A 16,776-nucleotide genomic window follows, 5' to 3' on the forward strand; every position below is an offset into this window, starting at 1 on the left:
GTGGCGCATGGCACAACCGACCGTCCTGATCAGCGGCGCCGGGATCGCCGGTCCCGCCCTGGCCTTCTGGCTCGGCCGGACCGGATACCGCGTCGTGGTGGTCGAGCTCGCCGACGGCATCCGCCCGGGTGGCCAGACCGTCGACCTGCGCGGCGCGGGTCGGTCGGTCGTCGAGCGGATGGGCCTGCTGGACCAGATGCGCGAGCGCAGCCTCGACCAGCGCGGTATCGCGTGGGTGCGGGCCGACGGCCGCCGCCGCGCCGACATGCCGGTGGAGGCCTTTCACGGCAACGGCGTGGTCAGCAAACTTGAGATCCTGCGCGGCGACCTGGCCGATGTGCTCTACCAGGCCACCGCCGCGGCCACCGACTACCGGTTCGGCACCCGCATCGCGGAGTTGGCCCAGTCGGACGACGACGTCGTGGCGACGCTGTCGGACGGCACGACGGTGCGCGCCGATCTGGTCGTCGGGGCCGACGGCCCGCATTCGGCCGTGCGCCGGCTGGTCTTCGGACCGGAGGAGAAATTCGTCGTGCCGCTGGGCGGCTACCACGCCTGGTTCAGCGCTCCCGACACCGTCGGACTGGACGGCTGGTACCTGATGTACCAGGCGCCCGGCGGTCTGAACGCGTCGATGCGCCCGTCACATGATCCGACGATGGCCAAGGCGGGGCTGGCGTTCCGGTCGGAGCCGCTGAGTTACGACCGCGCCGACCTGGACGCCCAGCGCGATCTGCTGGCCGCCCGCTTCGCCGGTGCCGGCTGGCACAGCGATGCGCTGGTCGCCGCCGCACGCCGGGCCGACGACTTCTACTTCGACGCGTTCGCCCAGGTCCACATGGACACCTGGTCGTGTGGGCGGGTGGTGCTGGTCGGTGACGCCGGCTACTGCGCGTCACCGCTCAGCGGCATGGGCACCAGCCTGGCCCTGGTGGGCGGATACGTCTTGGCCGGAGAATTGGGTGTTGCTGACGACGATGGGGGCATCGATGGTGAACGACTGGCGGCGGCGCTGGACCGCTACCAGAAGGTGATGCGTCCATACGTCGACCGATGCCAGGACCTGCCCAACGGCATCGACAGCTTCGTGCCGAAATCCGCGGCCGATATCCGCATCAACGCCGTGATCATGAAATACATGCAGCGCTGGCCGTTTCGGCCTTTTGCTGAGCGGAAGTGGTTTACCACCGCCGAGGCCGTCGACCTGCCGGACTACGCGTTCTTGCGTTCCGGTGTGTGACGGGCGTGGGCGGGACGATCAGTAGCGGCGTCAGGTGTCGTGCTTGTGTGCCCTGCACCACTCTGGAAGGGCACGTTGTCGGGTAGCACCACGACGTGCGTGCCGATCACCTTTTCGACGCCTCCGCCGTGTCGAGTAGCACCAGGTCCGGGTCCGAGTTGTAGATCGCGTCCATGGCGAGCAGGGGTGCATTGATAGCGAGCGCGGTGGCGGCCACCCAGCGATCGCCGGTATGGATCTTGTGCCACAACGCATCCCCACGTGCCTTCGCATCGGCGGTCAGCTTGGCATAGCGCTGGATGACGTTTTCATCGACCGGGATGGTGGGCGTACCGTCCAATTGCGCCAGGATTTGATCTCGCCGCCCTTCGCCGAGTCGCCGGACTCCGGTGAGAACCTCAGCTCGGGTCTGGGTGGCGATGACCACGGTCCTCCCCGCAAGAAGACGACGCCAGCGCGCGGCCTCCGGATGAGGCCGGCCGGCGAATCCGAATAGGGGGCTCCAGACATCGGTGTCGAGAAGTGCCAGGTCCGTTCGAGCTCCCAATTCCTAGCCTTTGATAGTTGCCATGAACTCGTCGAACTCGTCGTCGGTGAGTTCAACACCGCCACCGAGCTTTGGACCTGGCTTGGCCAATTCGGCGCCGAGATCAACTGCTTTGGGAGACAGCCAGGATGCGGGCAGCTCTTGTGCCTCTATGAACGGCGAATCGAGACCTTTGAGGTGTCCTGTCGGGTCCAGCCGTCCGGAGCCGACGGCCCGCACTCTGTGGTTGATCAAATGCGCGACTGCAACGGGGTCTGGCACATGATCAAGATTGAATCTGTTCCCGACATCGTCGACGACACGGAAGCGACCACTCCTAAGATCGACAGCCTCCAATCTTCCGGTTACCACCACATCGGATGCGGTGATGTCGGGGGCGCCAGGTTGCCAGACCTCGGCACGCAACGCCGCTGTGGCAATCTTGATCGGTTGTCGACCACGTCCGGTCAGCTCGACCTCACGCGCCGAGCTCAGCAGGGCGGCGACGAACTTCCTCGTGCTGTCCGCGATCAGGTCTGTCACCCAGGGCGGGCGGCTGTTCGCTGCGACGCCGTCGAGAATCTCCCAGAATCTCGCGTCGATCTCCCCGGAGGCCGTTAGGTCGAGATCCAGTTCATCAACCGGTCCGCGCGCGAACCGCAACCGGGTGCTGCCAGCCGCGAGGCCTACCAGTCGCATGGAAGTCAGGGAGGTGATCACCTCGGCCGTGCGGCCCGAACCAGGACTTGGGAGACGGTCGCGACCGATTCGCAGTGTCAGCTCTTGAAGACCCTCTGCGAGGTTCGCCAGCGTCGCGAGTGCGATCTCACCGGCTGGCATGTTGCTGCCGATTAACCGCACTTCGAATTCGTGCGCCATCGTCTGGTCCACCTCCTCTCTTGCCGCTATCCACTATCGCAGGTTCTGACCCTGCTCGGCCCAGGTCCTAACAGGCCGTCGACGAAGTTGTCGGGTCATGAAAGTTCGACGGTCTGCACCCGGCCGGCCGTCCGTCGATGAGCTCGACCTTCGAGGACTTCGTTTGGCATACATATCTGATGCTCCTATGTACATATCGCCGTAAAGAGGACCACGATCGAGCTGGACGAAGACCTTGTGCGCGCCGCCCAGGCCGTCACCGGGCAAACATTGCGGGCAACGGTCGAGCGTGCGCTGCATCAACTGGTGGCCGCAGCCGACGAGCGGGCCGCCGAGCGCCGGCGGCGGATCGCCGACCATCTTGCGCACGCCGGCACTCACGTGGACGTCGACGTGCTGCTCTCCGAGCAGGCGTGGCGATGACCACCTGGATTCTTGACAAGAGTGCCCACGCACGACTGCTGGCGGGCGCCACACCGCCAGCCGGCATCGACCTGACCGAGCTCGCCATCTGTGATATCGGTGAACTCGAATGGCTGTATTCGGCGCGTTCAGCGACCGACTACGACAGCCAACAAACGTCACTGCGCGCCTATCAAATCCTTCGCGCACCCAGCGACATCGTCGACCGGGTTCGCCGCCTCCAGCGCGACCTCGCCCACCACCGCGGCATGTGGCATCGAACGCCGCTTCCGGACCTATTCATCGCCGAAACCGCGCTTCATCACCGGGCCGGCGTGTTGCACCACGACCGTGACTACAAACGAATTGCCGCCGTACGGCCAGGGTTTCAAACACGTGAACTCTCTCGCCGGCGCTGACTTGGCCTGAATCCGTGGATGGCCGCGGTGATCCTCACAGGCCATCAAAGAAGTCCTCGTCGAGCCGTAAGAGTTCGACGGTCTGCACCGCCTGGACACCGACTCGATACCGCACGAGCAGCTCGGCCAGCCGAGCGCCGTCGATGAGTTCGATCCGGGCGTTGATCCGCTCAGCTTCCTCGCGGGCACCGCGGGAAAACGATGACGTGGTGATGCAGACGCCCCGGTCGCCCTCCTTGCCCAGTAGGGCGCCGGCGAACTCGTGGATCTTCGGCCGGCCAATCGTTTGGTCGACGGCGTATCGCTTGGCCTGCACGTAGATGCGGTCCAGCCCGAGCGGGTCCTGGCTGATGATTCCGTCGATGCCAGCGTCACCGGAGGCACTCGTCCGTTCCACCGCGCCGGCTCGCCCGTAACCCATCGCCTCCAAAAGTCTGATAACCAGATCTTCAAACCCGGTGGGCGACAACGTGAGTGCCTTCTTCAGGATCTCCCCCTCGACGGCTGCCCGGTTCTCCGCAAGCGCAGCGTCGATGAGATCCTCTGGTGAGACCTGCACATCGTCCCCGGACGGTCGCTGGGCGGCCGCGTCGACTGGCTGCTTGGCTTTGGTTCGCTCACGAAAAGCGATGTACGACGGGAACTCCCGCAGCACAGCGATGTCGACGCGCTCGGGATGAGCCTTCAGGACTTGACGGCCCGTGCCCGTGACCTGAACGTGGCCCCGCGCCGGACGGTCGAGCAATCCGGCCTGCGACATGTGAGTGAGAGACCAGTGCACCCTGTCGTACATGGTCGTTTGCCGACCGCTGGGCAACATCTGCGCCCGCTCGTCGTCGGACAGACCGAACTCGTCGGACATCGCCGCGATGACGTCCTTGGCCGACTTCGCTTGTCCATCGGCAAGATCCGCGAGAATCGGCCGCATCAACGTCTGGGCATCAGGGATCGTCATGGGGAGCCATTATCCAGCTGGCCTGTCAGCCCTCCGAACCGGCCAAGTTGGGTAAGTCCATCCGGGGTTCCGTGTTCTGACAGGCCCGCTGCAGGCGTCGCATCTTCCTCATCTGCCCCACGTGTACCCGGTCCCGCCGACCCAAAAGTGCCCGCCTCCGCGCGACAGCCAACGATTGTCGCGCAGAGGCGGGCACATCGCATATCCCTGCCATGCCGGGACGCGTGAGGCGGGTGAGACACAAGGGAACGTGCACCTCGCGCACCGGGTCGCCAGCAGCCGCGACACGCCGTCGTCCAGTGCCACACCGAATGCGGTGTCGGGCTCGGCGTCAAACGCTGCCGATCGGCCCTGCCTCGTCAGGCCGCCGACAGCACCGCCCTGAGCTCACGGTCTGTGGCTCCGCCGGGATCCGACCGGCGGCGGCTCAACCCCCTCGATCGTCTTGAGCCGGTCGACAGACCGATCGAAAGACGCCACCGGATCGTCCCGGCAGGGGCGAGGAAGTCCGGCGTCCGAGCAAGCGCCGCGCGATTGCCCTCAACGCGGAAGACAACCCGATCACCCGATTGCAGGCCGAGCGCGTCGCGCACCGCTTCCGGAACCGTCACCTGCCCCTTCGACGTGACGATGGGTTCGTCGGCGTGCCTGCTTCACCGGTTCCGCACGCCGCCCGTACCCTCACACTCTGTGGAGCTGCTCGTCGCCGCCAACCCCGCTGAAGACTCGCGCCTGCCCTACCTGATCCGGCTGCCGGTGGGCGCGGGACTGGTCTTCGCCACCTCAGACGTGTGGCCGCGCACCAAGGCGCTGTATTGCCATCGCCTCGACATCGCCGACTGGCCCGCCGACCCCGTCGTCGTCGACCGGGTCCAGCTACGCAGCTGCAGCCGCCGGGGCGCGGCCATCGACGTCGTCGCCGCCCGCGCGCGGGAGAACCGATCGCAACTGGTGCACACCATGGCGCGCGGCCGCCAGGTGGTGTTCTGGCAGAGCCCCAAAACGCGCAAACAGTCGCGGCCGGGCGTGCGCACCCCCACCGCCCGCGCCGCCGGCATCCCCGAGCTGCACATCGTCGTCGACGCCCACGAACGCTACCCCTACACCTTTGCCGACAAACCCGCGAAGACGACGCGGGAAGCCCTGCCCTGCGGCGACTACGGCCTGAAAGTGGCCGGCCAACTCGTGGCGGCCGTCGAGCGTAAAGCGTTGGCGGACCTTACTTCTGGCGTGCTGAACGGCAACCTGAAATACCAACTGACCGAACTGGCCGCGCTGCCACGGGCCGCCGTGGTGGTCGAGGACCGCTACTCGGAGATCTTCGCGCACTCCTTCGCCCGCCCGGCGGCGATCGCCGATGGGCTGGCCGAATTGCAGATCGGCTTTCCCAACGTGCCCATCGTGTTCTGCCAAACCCGCAAGCTCGCCCAGGAATACACCTACCGCTATCTAGCCGCCGCCCTCACCTGGTTCGTCGACGATGCCGACGCCACCACGGTTTTCGAGCCGGCTGCCGCCGAGCCCGAGCCCAGCAGCGCCGAGCTGCGCGCGTGGGCCAAAAGCGTCAGCCTGCCGGTGTCCGACCGGGGGCGCCTGCGCCCGCAGATCCTGCAGGCCTGGCGAGCCGCCCATCCCCGGTGACTACAACACCTCGACGAGGCCTGCGGATGCTGAATCGGCCAGTGCGGCATCGAATGTGACCAACCGGCCCCCGTAGCGCGCGGCCAAGGCGATGAGATGGCAGTCGGTGACCCGACGGTGGTTGGACACCGCATCGCGATCGCCGGCGCTCCCAACGATCAGTGGCACATCGTCAGGCCAAAACGTGTGCCCGGCAAGAGAAGTCATCGCCGCCAACTGAGCGATCGCGATAGCCGGCGTGGTCGACACCTGCATCACACTGCGATTGCTTGAAATTCGGACATACCCTGCCTCGGTGATCGGCGTGGTGGCCCACCCATTCGAGGAGAACTGCGTGAACCATCGCTGCGCGGCCGCATGGTGAACGTGATTCGGCCAGCCCAGCGCGATCAGCACATTGACATCGAGCAGTGCCGTCACACGTCGTCCTCGAGCGCGCGGACGACATCCTCGGAAGTCACCGTCGGCGCATCCGGCGGAACATCAAAAACCGGAAATCCGTCAACCTCGACAATCCCAACCGGACGGAGCGACCTACGCGCCAACTCAGAAATTACCGCGCCGACTGACTTGCCCTCCGACCGCGCGATGCTACGAGCATCTTCTAGAACATCATCATCAATCTGCAACGTGGTGCGCATAGCATCATGTTACGGGGCTTGGGCCAGCTTTCACGCGTCTTCGGCGACCCCCTGCAGCACACTGTCGCCGTTGACCGTCCCGCTCAATGCCGACGCGTCCCGCGGCACCTCGAAGGCCGGCAACGCCTTACCCGCCGTAGCCATCGCGGCGCGGGCGGCCCGCATCCGGGCCAGCGCCGCCTGGGTGAACACCGACAAGCCGAGGTCGTGGTTGTATCCGTGGATTTCTTTGACGTCGAGCTGGGCCAGGAAATAGATGATCTCCTTGGAGACCACCTGACCCGGGACCAGCACCGGGAAACCGGGCGGGTAGGGCACCACGAACGTGGTGGACACCAGGGTCTTGCCCTCGGCAAGCCGCCGGCCGGCCATGCCGATCTGCACGTATTCGCGGTCCGCCTCCTCATACCCGGCGTAAAACGCCGACCGGGTATCGCCGAACCTGCTGGCGCCGTCGGGGCGGAAGGCGATATCGAACTCGCTGAAGTCGGGAAGGTGCGGCAGATCCTCGGTGAGCTCCTCGACGTGGCGCTGGTGCAGCGCCCAGTCGGCCGCGCTGGCCGCCTTCTGGCCCCGGTCGAAGTCGGTGGCTATCCGGCGCAGCACGTCGAGCAGATAATGCACGCTCGACCAGGTGACACCGATGGTGAAGATCAACAACACGCTGTTGAGCGAGGTCTTGTTGATCTGGATGCCGAACCGTTCCATCAGGATCTTCTCGCGGAAGTCGTACCCGTTCATTCCGGTCTTGCCGATGAACAGGGTCACTCGCGTCGCGTCCAACACGAACTGGTCGGACCGCCACGCCTCGTTCCACTCCGCCAGCGCGCCCTGACGCACCTGACGGTACGAGCTGACCGACGACGCCCGGAACTCCTCGGGCACCAGGTCCGACTCGTCCAAGATGCGGAACCACTTATTGATCAGCCGGTCCTTGCGGACGCGGTGCCGAAAGACCAGCGCCATGTCGTAGACCTGCCGGACCAGTTGGAAGCCCTCGATATCGACCTGCCGGCGCGCCAGGTCCAGCGAGGCGAGCAGTTGCTGATTCGGCGACGTCGAGGTGTGCGTCAAAAACGCCTCACCGAACGAGTCTCGGGCCAGCGCGTTGAAGTCCTGGTCGCGGACGTGGATCATCGACGCCTGCCGAAGGGCCGACAGCGACTTGTGGGTGGAGTGGGTCGCATACACCCGGACCCGCGCACGAGCAGGGTCGGGAAGCAGCCGGCGATCCGGCCACTGCGACCGGTCGACACCCTGCATCGACGCGGCCCACCTGCGGTATTCCTCGGCGTATTCCTCGGACGCCAACATGTTTTCCAGGTGCTCGGCGGCTACCATCGCGGTCCGCTGCCGGGCCCAGGGCACCGCGGTGGCAAACGCGTACCACGCCTCGTCCCACAGGAAGCAGATGTCCGGCTTGATCGCCAGCACCTCCTCCATCACCTGCCGCGGGTTGTAGACGACGCCGTCGAAGGTGCAGTTGGTGAGCAGCAGCATCCGCACCCTGTCCAGCTGACCGGCGGCCTCGAGATCCAGCAGCGCCTTCTTGATCGTGCGCAGCGGCACCGCCCCGTAGATCGCGAACTGCGGCAGCGGATAGGCGTCCAGATACAACGGGTACGCCCCGGCCAGCACCAAGCCGTAGTGGTGCGACTTGTGGCAGTTGCGGTCGATCAAAACGATGTCACCCGGCCGGGTCAGCGACTGGACGACGATCTTGTTGGCCGTTGAGGTTCCGTTGGTGACGAAGTAGGTGTGGTCGGCGTTCCAGGTGACCGCGGCCTTGTCCATCGCCTTCTTGATGTTGCCGTGCGGATCCAGCAACGAGTCCAGGCCACCGGAGGTGGTCGAGGTCTCGGCCATGAAGATGTTGCGGCCGTAGAACTCCCCCATGTCCTGCAGCGATTTGGAGTTGAAGATGCTGGCGCCACGGGCGACGGGAAGCGCGTGGAATTGACCGACCGGCGCCGCGGCGTAGGCTCGCAGGGCGTCGAAAAACGGTGTGGCGAACCGGTTCCGCAAGCCCGCGAGCACCGTGCTGTACAGGTCGGTGACGTCGTTGAGCCGGTAGAACGTGCGGTCGTAGACGTCGGGCTCGTCGCCGTCGCCCGCCGCGATCGACTCGTCGGTGAGCAGGTAAAGGTCGATGTGTGGGCGCAGCTCCCTGATCCACTCGCCGCATTCGACCCAGTCGTGCGGGCGATCCGGAATGGCTTGACCCGCAGAGTCATTGGGCCCGAGCAAGGCGTTCATCAGCGGCAACCGGTCGCGGGAGCGCAGCGGCAGGTCGTGGCGGATGATCGCGGCCTGGATCTCGCCGTTCAACGCGACCGCGGTGATAGCGTCCTCGACGCTGGCGGCCACCAGGATTTCGAACTGCACATCATCAGCCGGATTGCGCAGTGCCCGAAGGTTTTCGGCCAGAGAATCGGGCGCCGAGGAGGGCGCGTCGTCGGCGAGCAACACGGTGTAGAACTGCTGCTGCTTGGCCTGGGCCACCAGCTCTTGTTCGGCCAGCGGCGCGGAGGTGTCGAACAGCGCTGTGCGGTCGCCGTATTCACCCAGCAGGCGGACGGCCAGCGACACCTCTTCGGATAACCGCACGGTGGATTTGCTCTCCAGCAGAGCCCGGAAGGCTGTCAGGTTCTCCGCGCCCGGATACAGCCAGTACCGCTCGTAAGCGCCGATGCGGTCCATCAACCGCTTCACCTTCGCCATCTCGTGGGCGGTGTCCAGCCCGGCCAGATCGACCTCGGCCAGGTGACGGCACGCGTCGTCGAGCAGGTTCCACGTGTCGACGCGGGTGTACGACGGGTTGGCCACCGCCGCCAAGGCGGAGACGCGAAGCCGTCGCGGGCGGGCGCTGTCTCGATTCATGTCGTCACCTTCTCCTGGTGCGGGTAGCGCCGACGGTGCAGCTGGTAATTATCCCGCGCAACAGCCAGATCGCCTACAGCCGGGCACGCATTGTGACCCGCCCACGCTCGGCGCGCGATCGCTGTGCCCGGGGCGGTGCGGGCCCGTCAGGCATCCGGCTCGTCGTCGGCGTCCACGATCCGCCGGTTGCCCTTGTTGCCGAGCGGGTTTTCCACCCACCGCAGCATCGGCAGCTGCGACAATTCCCAGCGCCGCGCCGGCAGGTCGGTGACATCCCCGAGGGACCGCACCACGGCCTGCGTCAGCCCCATGATGGCGGCCATCACCGGCAGCAGCGGCTGCAGCGGCTTGGCCGCGGTGCGCACCGTGCTGATCCGACGCGCCAGGATGAGCCGCTCGATCGAGTGATACAGCCAGGCGCCGACGCCGAGCGCGTAGATCGCCAGCACCGACGCCGCGATCGTCCAACCGTAGGCGGCGCACACCACGGCGCCGAGCACCACCGTCGCCGCCAACCAGGCGGCGACCACCACGCGCAGCTCGAGCCGGGTCATGAGGCGTTCCCTTCGACGGCGCCCCGCACGGCCCGGGCCGCCGCGCGGATCTGGGGGGTCAACAACATGATTTGGCCCAGCACACCGTTGACAAAGCCCGGCGAGTCATCGGTGGACAGCTCCTTGGCCAGCTCGACGGCCTCATCAACGGCGACCGGCGCCGGCACATCGTCGGCGTGCAGCAGCTCCCACACCGCCACCCGCAGGATCGCGCGATCCACCGCGGGCAACCGATCCAGCGTCCAGCCCTGCAGATGCGAGGCGATCAGGTCGTCGATGTGGGCGGCATGCGCGGTGACCCCGCGGGCCACCACGGCCGTGTAGGGATGCAGCCGCGCCACGTCGGGCTTGGCCTGGGCCAGCGCGGTCCGGGCGTCGACCAGCTCGACCGGGCTCATGCCGCGGGCCTCGGCCTCGAACAACAGGTCGACCGCACGCTTGCGGGCCTGGTGGCGTCCCCTGACCGGCCTGACCGGCTTCGCGTCGGGCATGATCAGGCGGTGACCCGGCCCAGGTAGCTGCCGTCGCGCGAATCCACCTTCAGCTTGTCGCCGGTGTTGATGAACAGCGGCACCTGGATCTCCGCGCCGGTCTGCAGGGTGGCCGGCTTGGTGCCCGCGCTGGACCGATCCCCCTGCAGGCCGGGCTCGGTGTGGGTGACCTCCAGCTCGACGGTCACCGGCAGCTCGATGTACAGCGGCGCGCCGTTGTGGAAAGCCACCTGCACCGGCATCCCCTCCAGCAGGAACCGCGCGGCGTCCCCGACCAGCGACTCCGGCAGCGCGTGCTGCTCGTAGTCCTGGCTGTCCATGAACACGTAATCCGACCCGTCGCGGTACAGGTAGGTGGTGTCGCGCCGATCCACGGTGGCGGTGTCCACCTTCACCCCGGCGTTGTACGTCTTGTCGACGACCTTGCCGGAGAGCACGTTCTTCAGCTTGGTACGCACGAAGGCCGGGCCCTTGCCGGGCTTGACGTGCTGGAACTCGACGATCGTCCACAGCTGCCCGTCGATGACCAGGACAAGTCCGTTCTTGAAGTCAGCGGTGGTCGCCACAATCGGTCAATCTCCTACAACACGGCCAGTTCCTTGGGGAACCGGGTCAACAATTCCGGGGTCTGCCCGGCGGTCTTCGACGGTGCTGAGATCTCGCTGGGTACCGCCAGAGTGTCCTCGATGCGGACACCGCCGCGGCCGGGTAAATAGACGCCGGGCTCCACGGTCACCACGGAGCCCGCAAGCAGTGTACCGGCGGATGTCGCCGCGATGCCCGGCGCTTCGTGTATCTGCAGGCCAACGCCGTGTCCCAGGCCGTGGCCGAAGTTGTCCGCATAGCCGGCATCGGCGATCAACCGGCGCGCCGCGGCGTCCACCTCGCGCAGCTCGGCGCCCGGCCGCAACGCCTCCCGGCCGGCCCGTTGCGCCTCGGCCACCAGCTGGTAGATCTCCAGCTGCCAGTCGGCCGGCTTGCCCAGCACGAAGGTGCGGGTCATGTCGGAGTGATAGCCGGCGACCAACGCGCCGAAGTCGATCTTGACGAAATCGCCCGTCGCCAGCACCGCATCGGTCGGGCGGTGGTGCGGGATCGCCGAATTGGGCCCGGCGGCCACGATCGTCTCGAACGACACCGCGTCGGCGCCATGGTCAAGCATCAACGCCTCCAGCTCACGGCCCACCTCCCGCTCCGTCCGGCCCGGCCGCAGGCCGCCGCGGCCCACCAGGTCGGTCAGCGCGGCGTCGGCCGCTTCACAGGCCAGCCTCAGCAATGCCAGCTCACCGGCGTCTTTGACCTCGCGCAGCGCCTCCACGGTGCCCGATGCCCGCACCAACTCGGTGTCGGTGTCGGCCAGCGCAGCCGCGAGCGCGTCCAAACCGTCCACGGTGACCACATGGCTCTCGAAACCCAGCTTGCGCACGCCATCCGCGGCGGCCCGGCCGGTCAGGTGGCGCCCGACGGCCCGCTCGATGGCCACCTCCAGGTCGGGCGCCTGCTGCGCCGCCTGGGTGCGGTAGCGGCCGTCGGTGGCCAGCACGGCCTCGCGATCGTCGGCGAACACCAGCAACGCGCCGTTGGACCCACTGAAGCCGGATAGGTACCGGACATTTATCAGGTCCGTGACCAGCATCGCGTCCAGTCCGGCGGCGGAGATTTGGGCTTTCAGCTTGTCTCGACGCTGGGAATGTGTCACGACCCTTGACGATATCGCTACGCTGATTGCCCATGAAGAACTGGATGCTGCGCGGATCGGTGTTTGCTGCCGCGATGGTTGTGGTCCGCCTGGTTCAGGGGGCGTTGATCAACGCGTGGCAGACGCAATCGGGGCCGATCAGCCTGGTGCTTCTGCTGCTCTTTGTCTCCGGTGTGGTGGTGTGGGGGGCGATCGACGGCCGCGCCGACGCCAAAGCCAACCGGGATCCCGACCGTCGCGAGGACCTGGCGATGACCTGGTTGTTGGCCGGGTTGGCGAGCGGGTTGGTCGGCGGCGCGCTGGCCTGGGTGATCTCCGCGTTCTACCCGGGGATTTACACCGGTGGGCTGCTCAACGAGGTGACGACGTTCGCGGCCTTCACCGCCCTTGTCGTCTTCGTGTTCGCGATCAGTGGGGTCAGCGTCGGCCGCTGGGTCGTGGACCGGCAGTACGAGAAGGAGCCGGTGAGACACCACGGGCTTGCCGCCCAGCAGGAGCGCGGCGATACCGACGTGTTCACCGCGGTCCGCGCCGACGAGAGCCCCACCGGCGAGATGGCGGTGCCCGCGCCGGATGCGCAGGCCGCCGCGCCCACGTCGGTGGCCACGGTCGAGCGTGAGGCACCCACCGAGGTGATCCGCACGGCCGAGAGCGAGGAACCCACCGAGGTGATCCGCCTCGACGAAGACCAGACGAAAAAGGATTAGCGCCGGCGAGCAGACGCAGAGTCTCCCACAATCGCCGATTGTGGGCGACTCTGCTGCTCGCTCCGGCCTCAGGCCCGGCTTGCCAGGTACCGCAGGGCGAGCAGGTAGCCCTGGATGCCCAGTCCCACGATCACCCCGGTTGCGACCGGGCTGAGGTAGGAGTGGCGCCGGAACTCCTCGCGGGCAAACACGTTGGAGATATGCACCTCGATCAGCGGGGCGCTCAGTTCCGCGCAGGCATCGCGCAGCGCCACCGACGTGTGCGTCAGACCGCCCGCGTTGAGAATCACCGGCTCCCCCGCATCGGCGGCCAGGTGAATCCACTCCAGCAGCTGGGCTTCGCTATCACTTTGCCGCACAACAGCTTTGAGCCCCAGTAGGGCGGCCTCACGCTCGATCAAGTCCGCCAGCTCGGCGTGGGTGGTGCCGCCGTAGACGGCGGGCTCCCGCTGGCCCAGCCGGCCCAGGTTCGGGCCGTTGATCACGTTGACCGTCCGCTGGCTCATGCGGCACAGATTCCGGCGTAGGCGGTCACCAGCAGCCCTGGGTCGGGTCCCACCATTCGGCCCGGCTTGGCCAGTCCGTCGAGCACCACGAACCGCAGCACACCGGCCCGGGTTTTCTTGTCGCCGGCCATGATGTCCAGCAGCTCCGGCAGGGCGTCGGGGTCGTAGCTGACCGGAAGGCCCAGCGACGACAGGATGGTGCGGTGGCGCGCCGCGGTGGCATCGTCGAGCCGCCCGGCCAGTCGGGCGAGCTCGGCCGCGAACACCAGGCCCACCGAAACCGCGGCGCCATGCCGCCACTGGTAGCGCTCCCGGCGCTCGATCGCGTGGCCCAACGTGTGGCCATAGTTGAGGATTTCGCGCAGCTCGGATTCCTTCTCGTCGGCGGCCACCACCTCCGCCTTGACGGTGACCGCGCGCCGGATCAGCTCCGGCAGCACATCACCTGACGGGTCAAGGGCGGCCTGCGGGTCGGCTTCGATGAGGTCCAGGATCACCGGGTCGGCGATGAACCCGGCCTTGACCACTTCGGCCATGCCGCAAATCATTTCGTCGCGCGGCAAGGTTTGCAGCATCGCCAGGTCGGCCAGCACGGCCAGCGGCTGATGAAACGCGCCCACCAGGTTCTTGCCGGCATCGGTGTTGATGCCGGTCTTGCCGCCGATGGCCGCGTCGACCATGCCCAGCAGCGTGGTGGGCACGTGCACGATCGAGACGCCGCGCAGCCAGGTGGCCGCCGCGAATCCGGCGACGTCGGTGGCGGCCCCGCCACCGAGGCTGACCAACGCGTCTGTGCGGCCAATTCCGATGCGGCCCAGCACTTCCCAGATGAATCCGACGACCGGCAGGTCCTTGCCGGCCTCGGCGTCTGGGATTTCGATGCGGTGCGCGTCGATGCCCTTGCCGGCCAAGCGGTTTCGGATCGTCTCCGCGGTCGCTGCCAGCACGGGTTGATGCAGGATAGCGACGCGGTGGCGGCCGGCAAGCAGTTCGTCTAGCTGCTCGAGCAGGCCGGTGCCGATCACTACGGGGTACGACGGATCGACAGCCACCTGCACGGTGACCGGGACGGCGATATCGGTCATTTGGCGGCCTGGGTGTCGGTGCGGGCTTGCAGCCGCGACAGGATGTAGCGAACCACCGCCCCGGGATTGCGACGGTTGGTGTCGACCCGGATGGTCGCGACGCGCCGGTACAGCGGAACCCGTTTGGACATCAGAGCGCGGTACTTCTCGGCGCGGTCGGGGCCGGCCAGCAGCGGGCGAACGGTGTTGCCGCCGGTGCGGCGCACCCCCTCGGCGGCGCTGATCTCCAGGTAGATGACGGTGTGGCCGGCCAACGCCGCGCGCACCCCGGGGCTGGTCACCGCGCCGCCGCCAAGCGACAGCACGCCGTCATGGTCGGCTAACGCCGCGCGCACCACGTCCTCCTCGATGCGTCGGAACTCCCTTTCCCCGTCGGTGGCGAAGATGTCGGCGATGCTGCGTCCGGTCCGCTGTTCGATCGCCGCGTCGGTGTCGAGCAGGCCGACCCCGAGCGCCTTGGACAGCCGCCGACCGACGGTGGACTTGCCGGATCCCGGCAGTCCCACGAGTACCGCGACGGGTGCCATCTGTTAACCGGAGGCCCGCGCGGCCGGTGCTTCGCGTTCGGCGACCGTGCGTTGGTAGGCCTGGATGTTCCGGCGGGTTTCGGCCAGCGAATCCCCGCCGAATTTCTCCAGCGCCGCCCGGGCCAGCACCAGCGCCACCATGGCCTCGACCACGACCCCGGCGGCCGGCACCGCGCACACATCCGAGCGTTGATGGATGGCGACGGCCTCGTCGCCGGTCGCCAGGTCGACGGTGGCCAGCGCCCGCGGCACGGTGGAGATCGGCTTCATCGCCGCGCGCACCCGCAGCGGCTGGCCGTTGGTCATGCCGCCTTCGAGCCCACCCGCACGGTTGGTGGAGCGGACGACGCCGTCGGGTCCGGGATACATCTCGTCGTGGGCCTGGCTGCCGCGGCGGCGCGCGGTCTGGAATCCGTCGCCGATCTCCACCCCCTTGATCGCCTGAATGCCCATCACGGCGGCGGCCAGTTGGCTGTCCAGCCGGTTGTCGCCGCTGGTGAACGATCCCAGCCCGACCGGCAGGCCCAGCGCCACCGCCTCCACCACACCGCCGAGGGTGTCGCCGTCCTTCTTGGCCGCTTCGATCTCGGCGATCATGGCCGCCTCGGCGGCCTTGTCGAACGCGCGCACCGGGCTGGCGTCGATGGCGGGCAGATCGTCGGCCCGCGGCGGCGGACCGTCATAGGGTTTCGACGCGCCGATCGAAATGACGTGCGAGAGCACCTCGACATCGAGCGCCTGACGCAGGAATGCCTTCGCGATGGTTCCCGCCGCGACCCGGGCGGCGGTCTCCCGGGCGCTCGCCCGCTCCAGCACCGGCCGCGCGTCGTCAAAGCCGTACTTGAGCATGCCGGCGTAGTCGGCGTGGCCCGGCCGCGGCCGGGTGAGCGGGGCGTTGCGCGCGACGTCGGCCAGCTCGGCCGGGTCGACCGGGTCGGTGGCCATCACGGTTTCCCACTTCGGCCATTCGGTGTTGCCGATCTCGATGGCGATGGGCCCGCCCAGGGTGCTGCCGTGGCGTATCCCGGACAGCACGGTCACCGCGTCACGCTCGAACGCCATCCGCGCGCCCCGGCCGTAGCCCAGCCGGCGGCGGGCCAGCTGGTCGGCGATGTCGGCCGAGGTGACCGTCACGCCGGCGACCATGCCGTCGACCACGGCCACCAAGGCACGGCCGTGCGACTCCCCCGCGGTGATCCAGCGCAACACCTGATCATCTTCCCATGCGTAGGTTCGAGCTTCGCTGCGCGCCTGAGCGTGCTGGCTGGAGGTGGCCGGCCGAGAAGCAGCGCCGTTGTCGCCCATACGCTCGGAGCTGCTAGCAGGTTGCGAATAAACTCTTGCGTCGTCCGAATGCTTTCGTGGTAGGGCCGGCACTTCGGTCACTCTTGCCGGCGTGTCCCGCAGCGCCACCGTCAGATCCGCCCCGCCCGACTCGTCGTCGCTGTTCCGCGCGTCCACCTCCGAGGCCTTGCACAGCCTTGCAAAGTCAGCGATGCCGACCCGGCGTCGGCGGCCGTCGCAACGCTGTTTGGCACGCCCATTCCACCAGCACGCCATACTTGCGGCCTACGCATTGGTTTCTTCACAACCTTGTGCTAGACGCCGACATGTGGCCTACCTA

General features: G+C 67.4%; 19 protein-coding genes and 1 pseudogene. 5 read left to right on the forward strand and 15 right to left on the reverse strand.

Translation table 11 applies throughout. From position 1 onward, the window contains the following. The first annotated feature begins 7 nt into the window (after positions 1–7). A complete protein-coding gene (locus G6N20_RS09155; protein ID WP_083048441.1) occupies positions 8–1,240 on the forward strand; it encodes an FAD-dependent monooxygenase in 1,233 nt (410 codons plus the stop codon). A gap of 106 nt (positions 1,241–1,346) precedes the next feature. Here G6N20_RS09155 and G6N20_RS09160 read toward each other — a convergent pair whose 3' ends face one another. Together G6N20_RS09160 and G6N20_RS09165 are read right to left on the reverse strand one after the other, a co-directional pair. After that, positions 1,347–1,787: a PIN domain-containing protein gene (locus G6N20_RS09160; RefSeq protein ID WP_083048439.1), complete on the reverse strand. Its 441-nt coding sequence runs from the start codon at positions 1,785–1,787 to the stop codon at positions 1,347–1,349. A 3-nt stretch (positions 1,788–1,790) separates the two neighbouring features. Beyond that, positions 1,791–2,657, reverse strand: a complete 867-nt coding sequence (locus tag G6N20_RS09165; protein WP_083048437.1) for a hypothetical protein — start codon at positions 2,655–2,657, stop codon at positions 1,791–1,793. A 183-nt stretch (positions 2,658–2,840) separates the two neighbouring features. Here G6N20_RS09165 and G6N20_RS09170 point away from each other — a divergent pair, with 183 nt between their 5' ends. Together G6N20_RS09170 and G6N20_RS09175 are read left to right on the forward strand one after the other, a co-directional pair. Continuing rightward, on the forward strand, positions 2,841–3,068 hold the full coding sequence (locus G6N20_RS09170) for a type II toxin-antitoxin system VapB family antitoxin (protein WP_083048435.1): 228 nt from the start codon (positions 2,841–2,843) through the stop codon (positions 3,066–3,068). Then, a complete protein-coding gene (locus G6N20_RS09175; RefSeq protein WP_083048490.1) occupies positions 3,065–3,466 on the forward strand; it encodes a PIN domain-containing protein in 402 nt (133 codons plus the stop codon). Before G6N20_RS09170 ends, G6N20_RS09175 begins: the two co-directional genes overlap by 4 nt. 34 nt (positions 3,467–3,500) lie before the next feature. Here the strand turns inward: G6N20_RS09175 and G6N20_RS09180 are convergent, their stop codons facing one another. Both G6N20_RS09180 and G6N20_RS09185 read right to left on the reverse strand, forming a co-directional pair. Next, positions 3,501–4,421 (reverse strand): restriction endonuclease, encoded by a 921-nt coding sequence (locus tag G6N20_RS09180; protein WP_083048433.1) that lies wholly within the window; start codon positions 4,419–4,421, stop codon positions 3,501–3,503. 387 nt (positions 4,422–4,808) lie between these two features. Continuing rightward, positions 4,809–5,032: pseudogene (locus G6N20_RS09185) on the reverse strand (AbrB/MazE/SpoVT family DNA-binding domain-containing protein). 79 nt (positions 5,033–5,111) lie between these two features. Between G6N20_RS09185 and G6N20_RS09190 the strand changes: the two are divergent. Next, entirely contained in the window at positions 5,112–6,062 is a 951-nt protein-coding gene (locus G6N20_RS09190) for an ERCC4 domain-containing protein (RefSeq protein WP_083048431.1), read from the forward strand. Here G6N20_RS09190 and G6N20_RS09195 read toward each other — a convergent pair whose 3' ends face one another. From G6N20_RS09195 to G6N20_RS09225, 7 genes are all read right to left on the reverse strand, one after another. Further along, on the reverse strand, positions 6,063–6,482 hold the full coding sequence (locus G6N20_RS09195; protein ID WP_003412970.1) for a type II toxin-antitoxin system VapC family toxin: 420 nt from the start codon (positions 6,480–6,482) through the stop codon (positions 6,063–6,065). It abuts the gene before it with no gap. Beyond that, on the reverse strand, positions 6,479–6,703 hold the full coding sequence (locus G6N20_RS09200; protein ID WP_003412975.1) for an antitoxin VapB39: 225 nt from the start codon (positions 6,701–6,703) through the stop codon (positions 6,479–6,481). Before G6N20_RS09200 ends, G6N20_RS09195 begins: the two co-directional genes overlap by 4 nt. A 30-nt stretch (positions 6,704–6,733) precedes the next feature. Continuing rightward, positions 6,734–9,583 carry an aminotransferase class I/II-fold pyridoxal phosphate-dependent enzyme gene (locus tag G6N20_RS09205; protein WP_083048429.1) on the reverse strand — a complete coding sequence of 950 codons (2,850 nt, stop codon included), beginning with the start codon at positions 9,581–9,583 and terminating at the stop codon, positions 6,734–6,736. A 146-nt stretch (positions 9,584–9,729) separates the two neighbouring features. Next, the gene (locus G6N20_RS09210) at positions 9,730–10,137 is read right to left on the reverse strand and encodes an antitermination protein NusB (RefSeq protein WP_083048427.1); all 408 of its coding nucleotides are present in this window, start codon (positions 10,135–10,137) and stop codon (positions 9,730–9,732) included. Further along, positions 10,134–10,628 carry a transcription antitermination factor NusB gene (nusB, locus tag G6N20_RS09215; RefSeq protein WP_083048425.1) on the reverse strand — a complete coding sequence of 165 codons (495 nt, stop codon included), beginning with the start codon at positions 10,626–10,628 and terminating at the stop codon, positions 10,134–10,136. Before nusB ends, G6N20_RS09210 begins: the two co-directional genes overlap by 4 nt. 2 nt (positions 10,629–10,630) lie before the next feature. Beyond that, positions 10,631–11,194, reverse strand: coding sequence for an elongation factor P (gene efp, locus G6N20_RS09220; protein WP_083048423.1), 564 nt, complete (start codon positions 11,192–11,194; stop codon positions 10,631–10,633). Positions 11,195–11,208: 14 nt separating this feature from the next. Further along, complete coding sequence (locus tag G6N20_RS09225; protein WP_083048421.1) at positions 11,209–12,327, reverse strand: M24 family metallopeptidase; 1,119 nt, start codon at positions 12,325–12,327, stop codon at positions 11,209–11,211. A gap of 32 nt (positions 12,328–12,359) precedes the next feature. On the opposite strand from G6N20_RS09225, the gene G6N20_RS09230 reads away from it, so the two are divergent. Further along, on the forward strand, positions 12,360–13,034 hold the full coding sequence (locus tag G6N20_RS09230; RefSeq protein ID WP_083048419.1) for a B-4DMT family transporter: 675 nt from the start codon (positions 12,360–12,362) through the stop codon (positions 13,032–13,034). A 68-nt stretch (positions 13,035–13,102) separates the two neighbouring features. On the opposite strand, the gene aroQ is transcribed toward G6N20_RS09230, so the two are convergent. From aroQ to aroC, 4 genes are read right to left on the reverse strand one after another with little or no spacing between them, the layout of a single operon-like run. Next, entirely contained in the window at positions 13,103–13,540 is a 438-nt protein-coding gene (gene aroQ, locus G6N20_RS09235; protein ID WP_083048417.1) for a type II 3-dehydroquinate dehydratase, read from the reverse strand. Continuing rightward, entirely contained in the window at positions 13,537–14,625 is a 1,089-nt protein-coding gene (aroB, locus tag G6N20_RS09240; RefSeq protein ID WP_083048415.1) for a 3-dehydroquinate synthase, read from the reverse strand. The genes aroQ and aroB overlap by 4 nt, the downstream gene beginning before the upstream one ends. Then, the gene (locus G6N20_RS09245) at positions 14,622–15,152 is read right to left on the reverse strand and encodes a shikimate kinase (RefSeq protein WP_083048412.1); all 531 of its coding nucleotides are present in this window, start codon (positions 15,150–15,152) and stop codon (positions 14,622–14,624) included. The genes aroB and G6N20_RS09245 overlap by 4 nt, the downstream gene beginning before the upstream one ends. Before the next feature lie 3 nt (positions 15,153–15,155). After that, positions 15,156–16,361 (reverse strand): chorismate synthase, encoded by a 1,206-nt coding sequence (gene aroC, locus G6N20_RS09250; protein ID WP_083048488.1) that lies wholly within the window; start codon positions 16,359–16,361, stop codon positions 15,156–15,158. Between the last annotated feature and the right edge of the window lie 415 nt (positions 16,362–16,776).

This window comes from Mycobacterium shinjukuense (genome assembly GCF_010730055.1).
Taxonomy (GTDB): Bacteria; Actinomycetota; Actinomycetes; order Mycobacteriales; family Mycobacteriaceae; genus Mycobacterium; species Mycobacterium shinjukuense.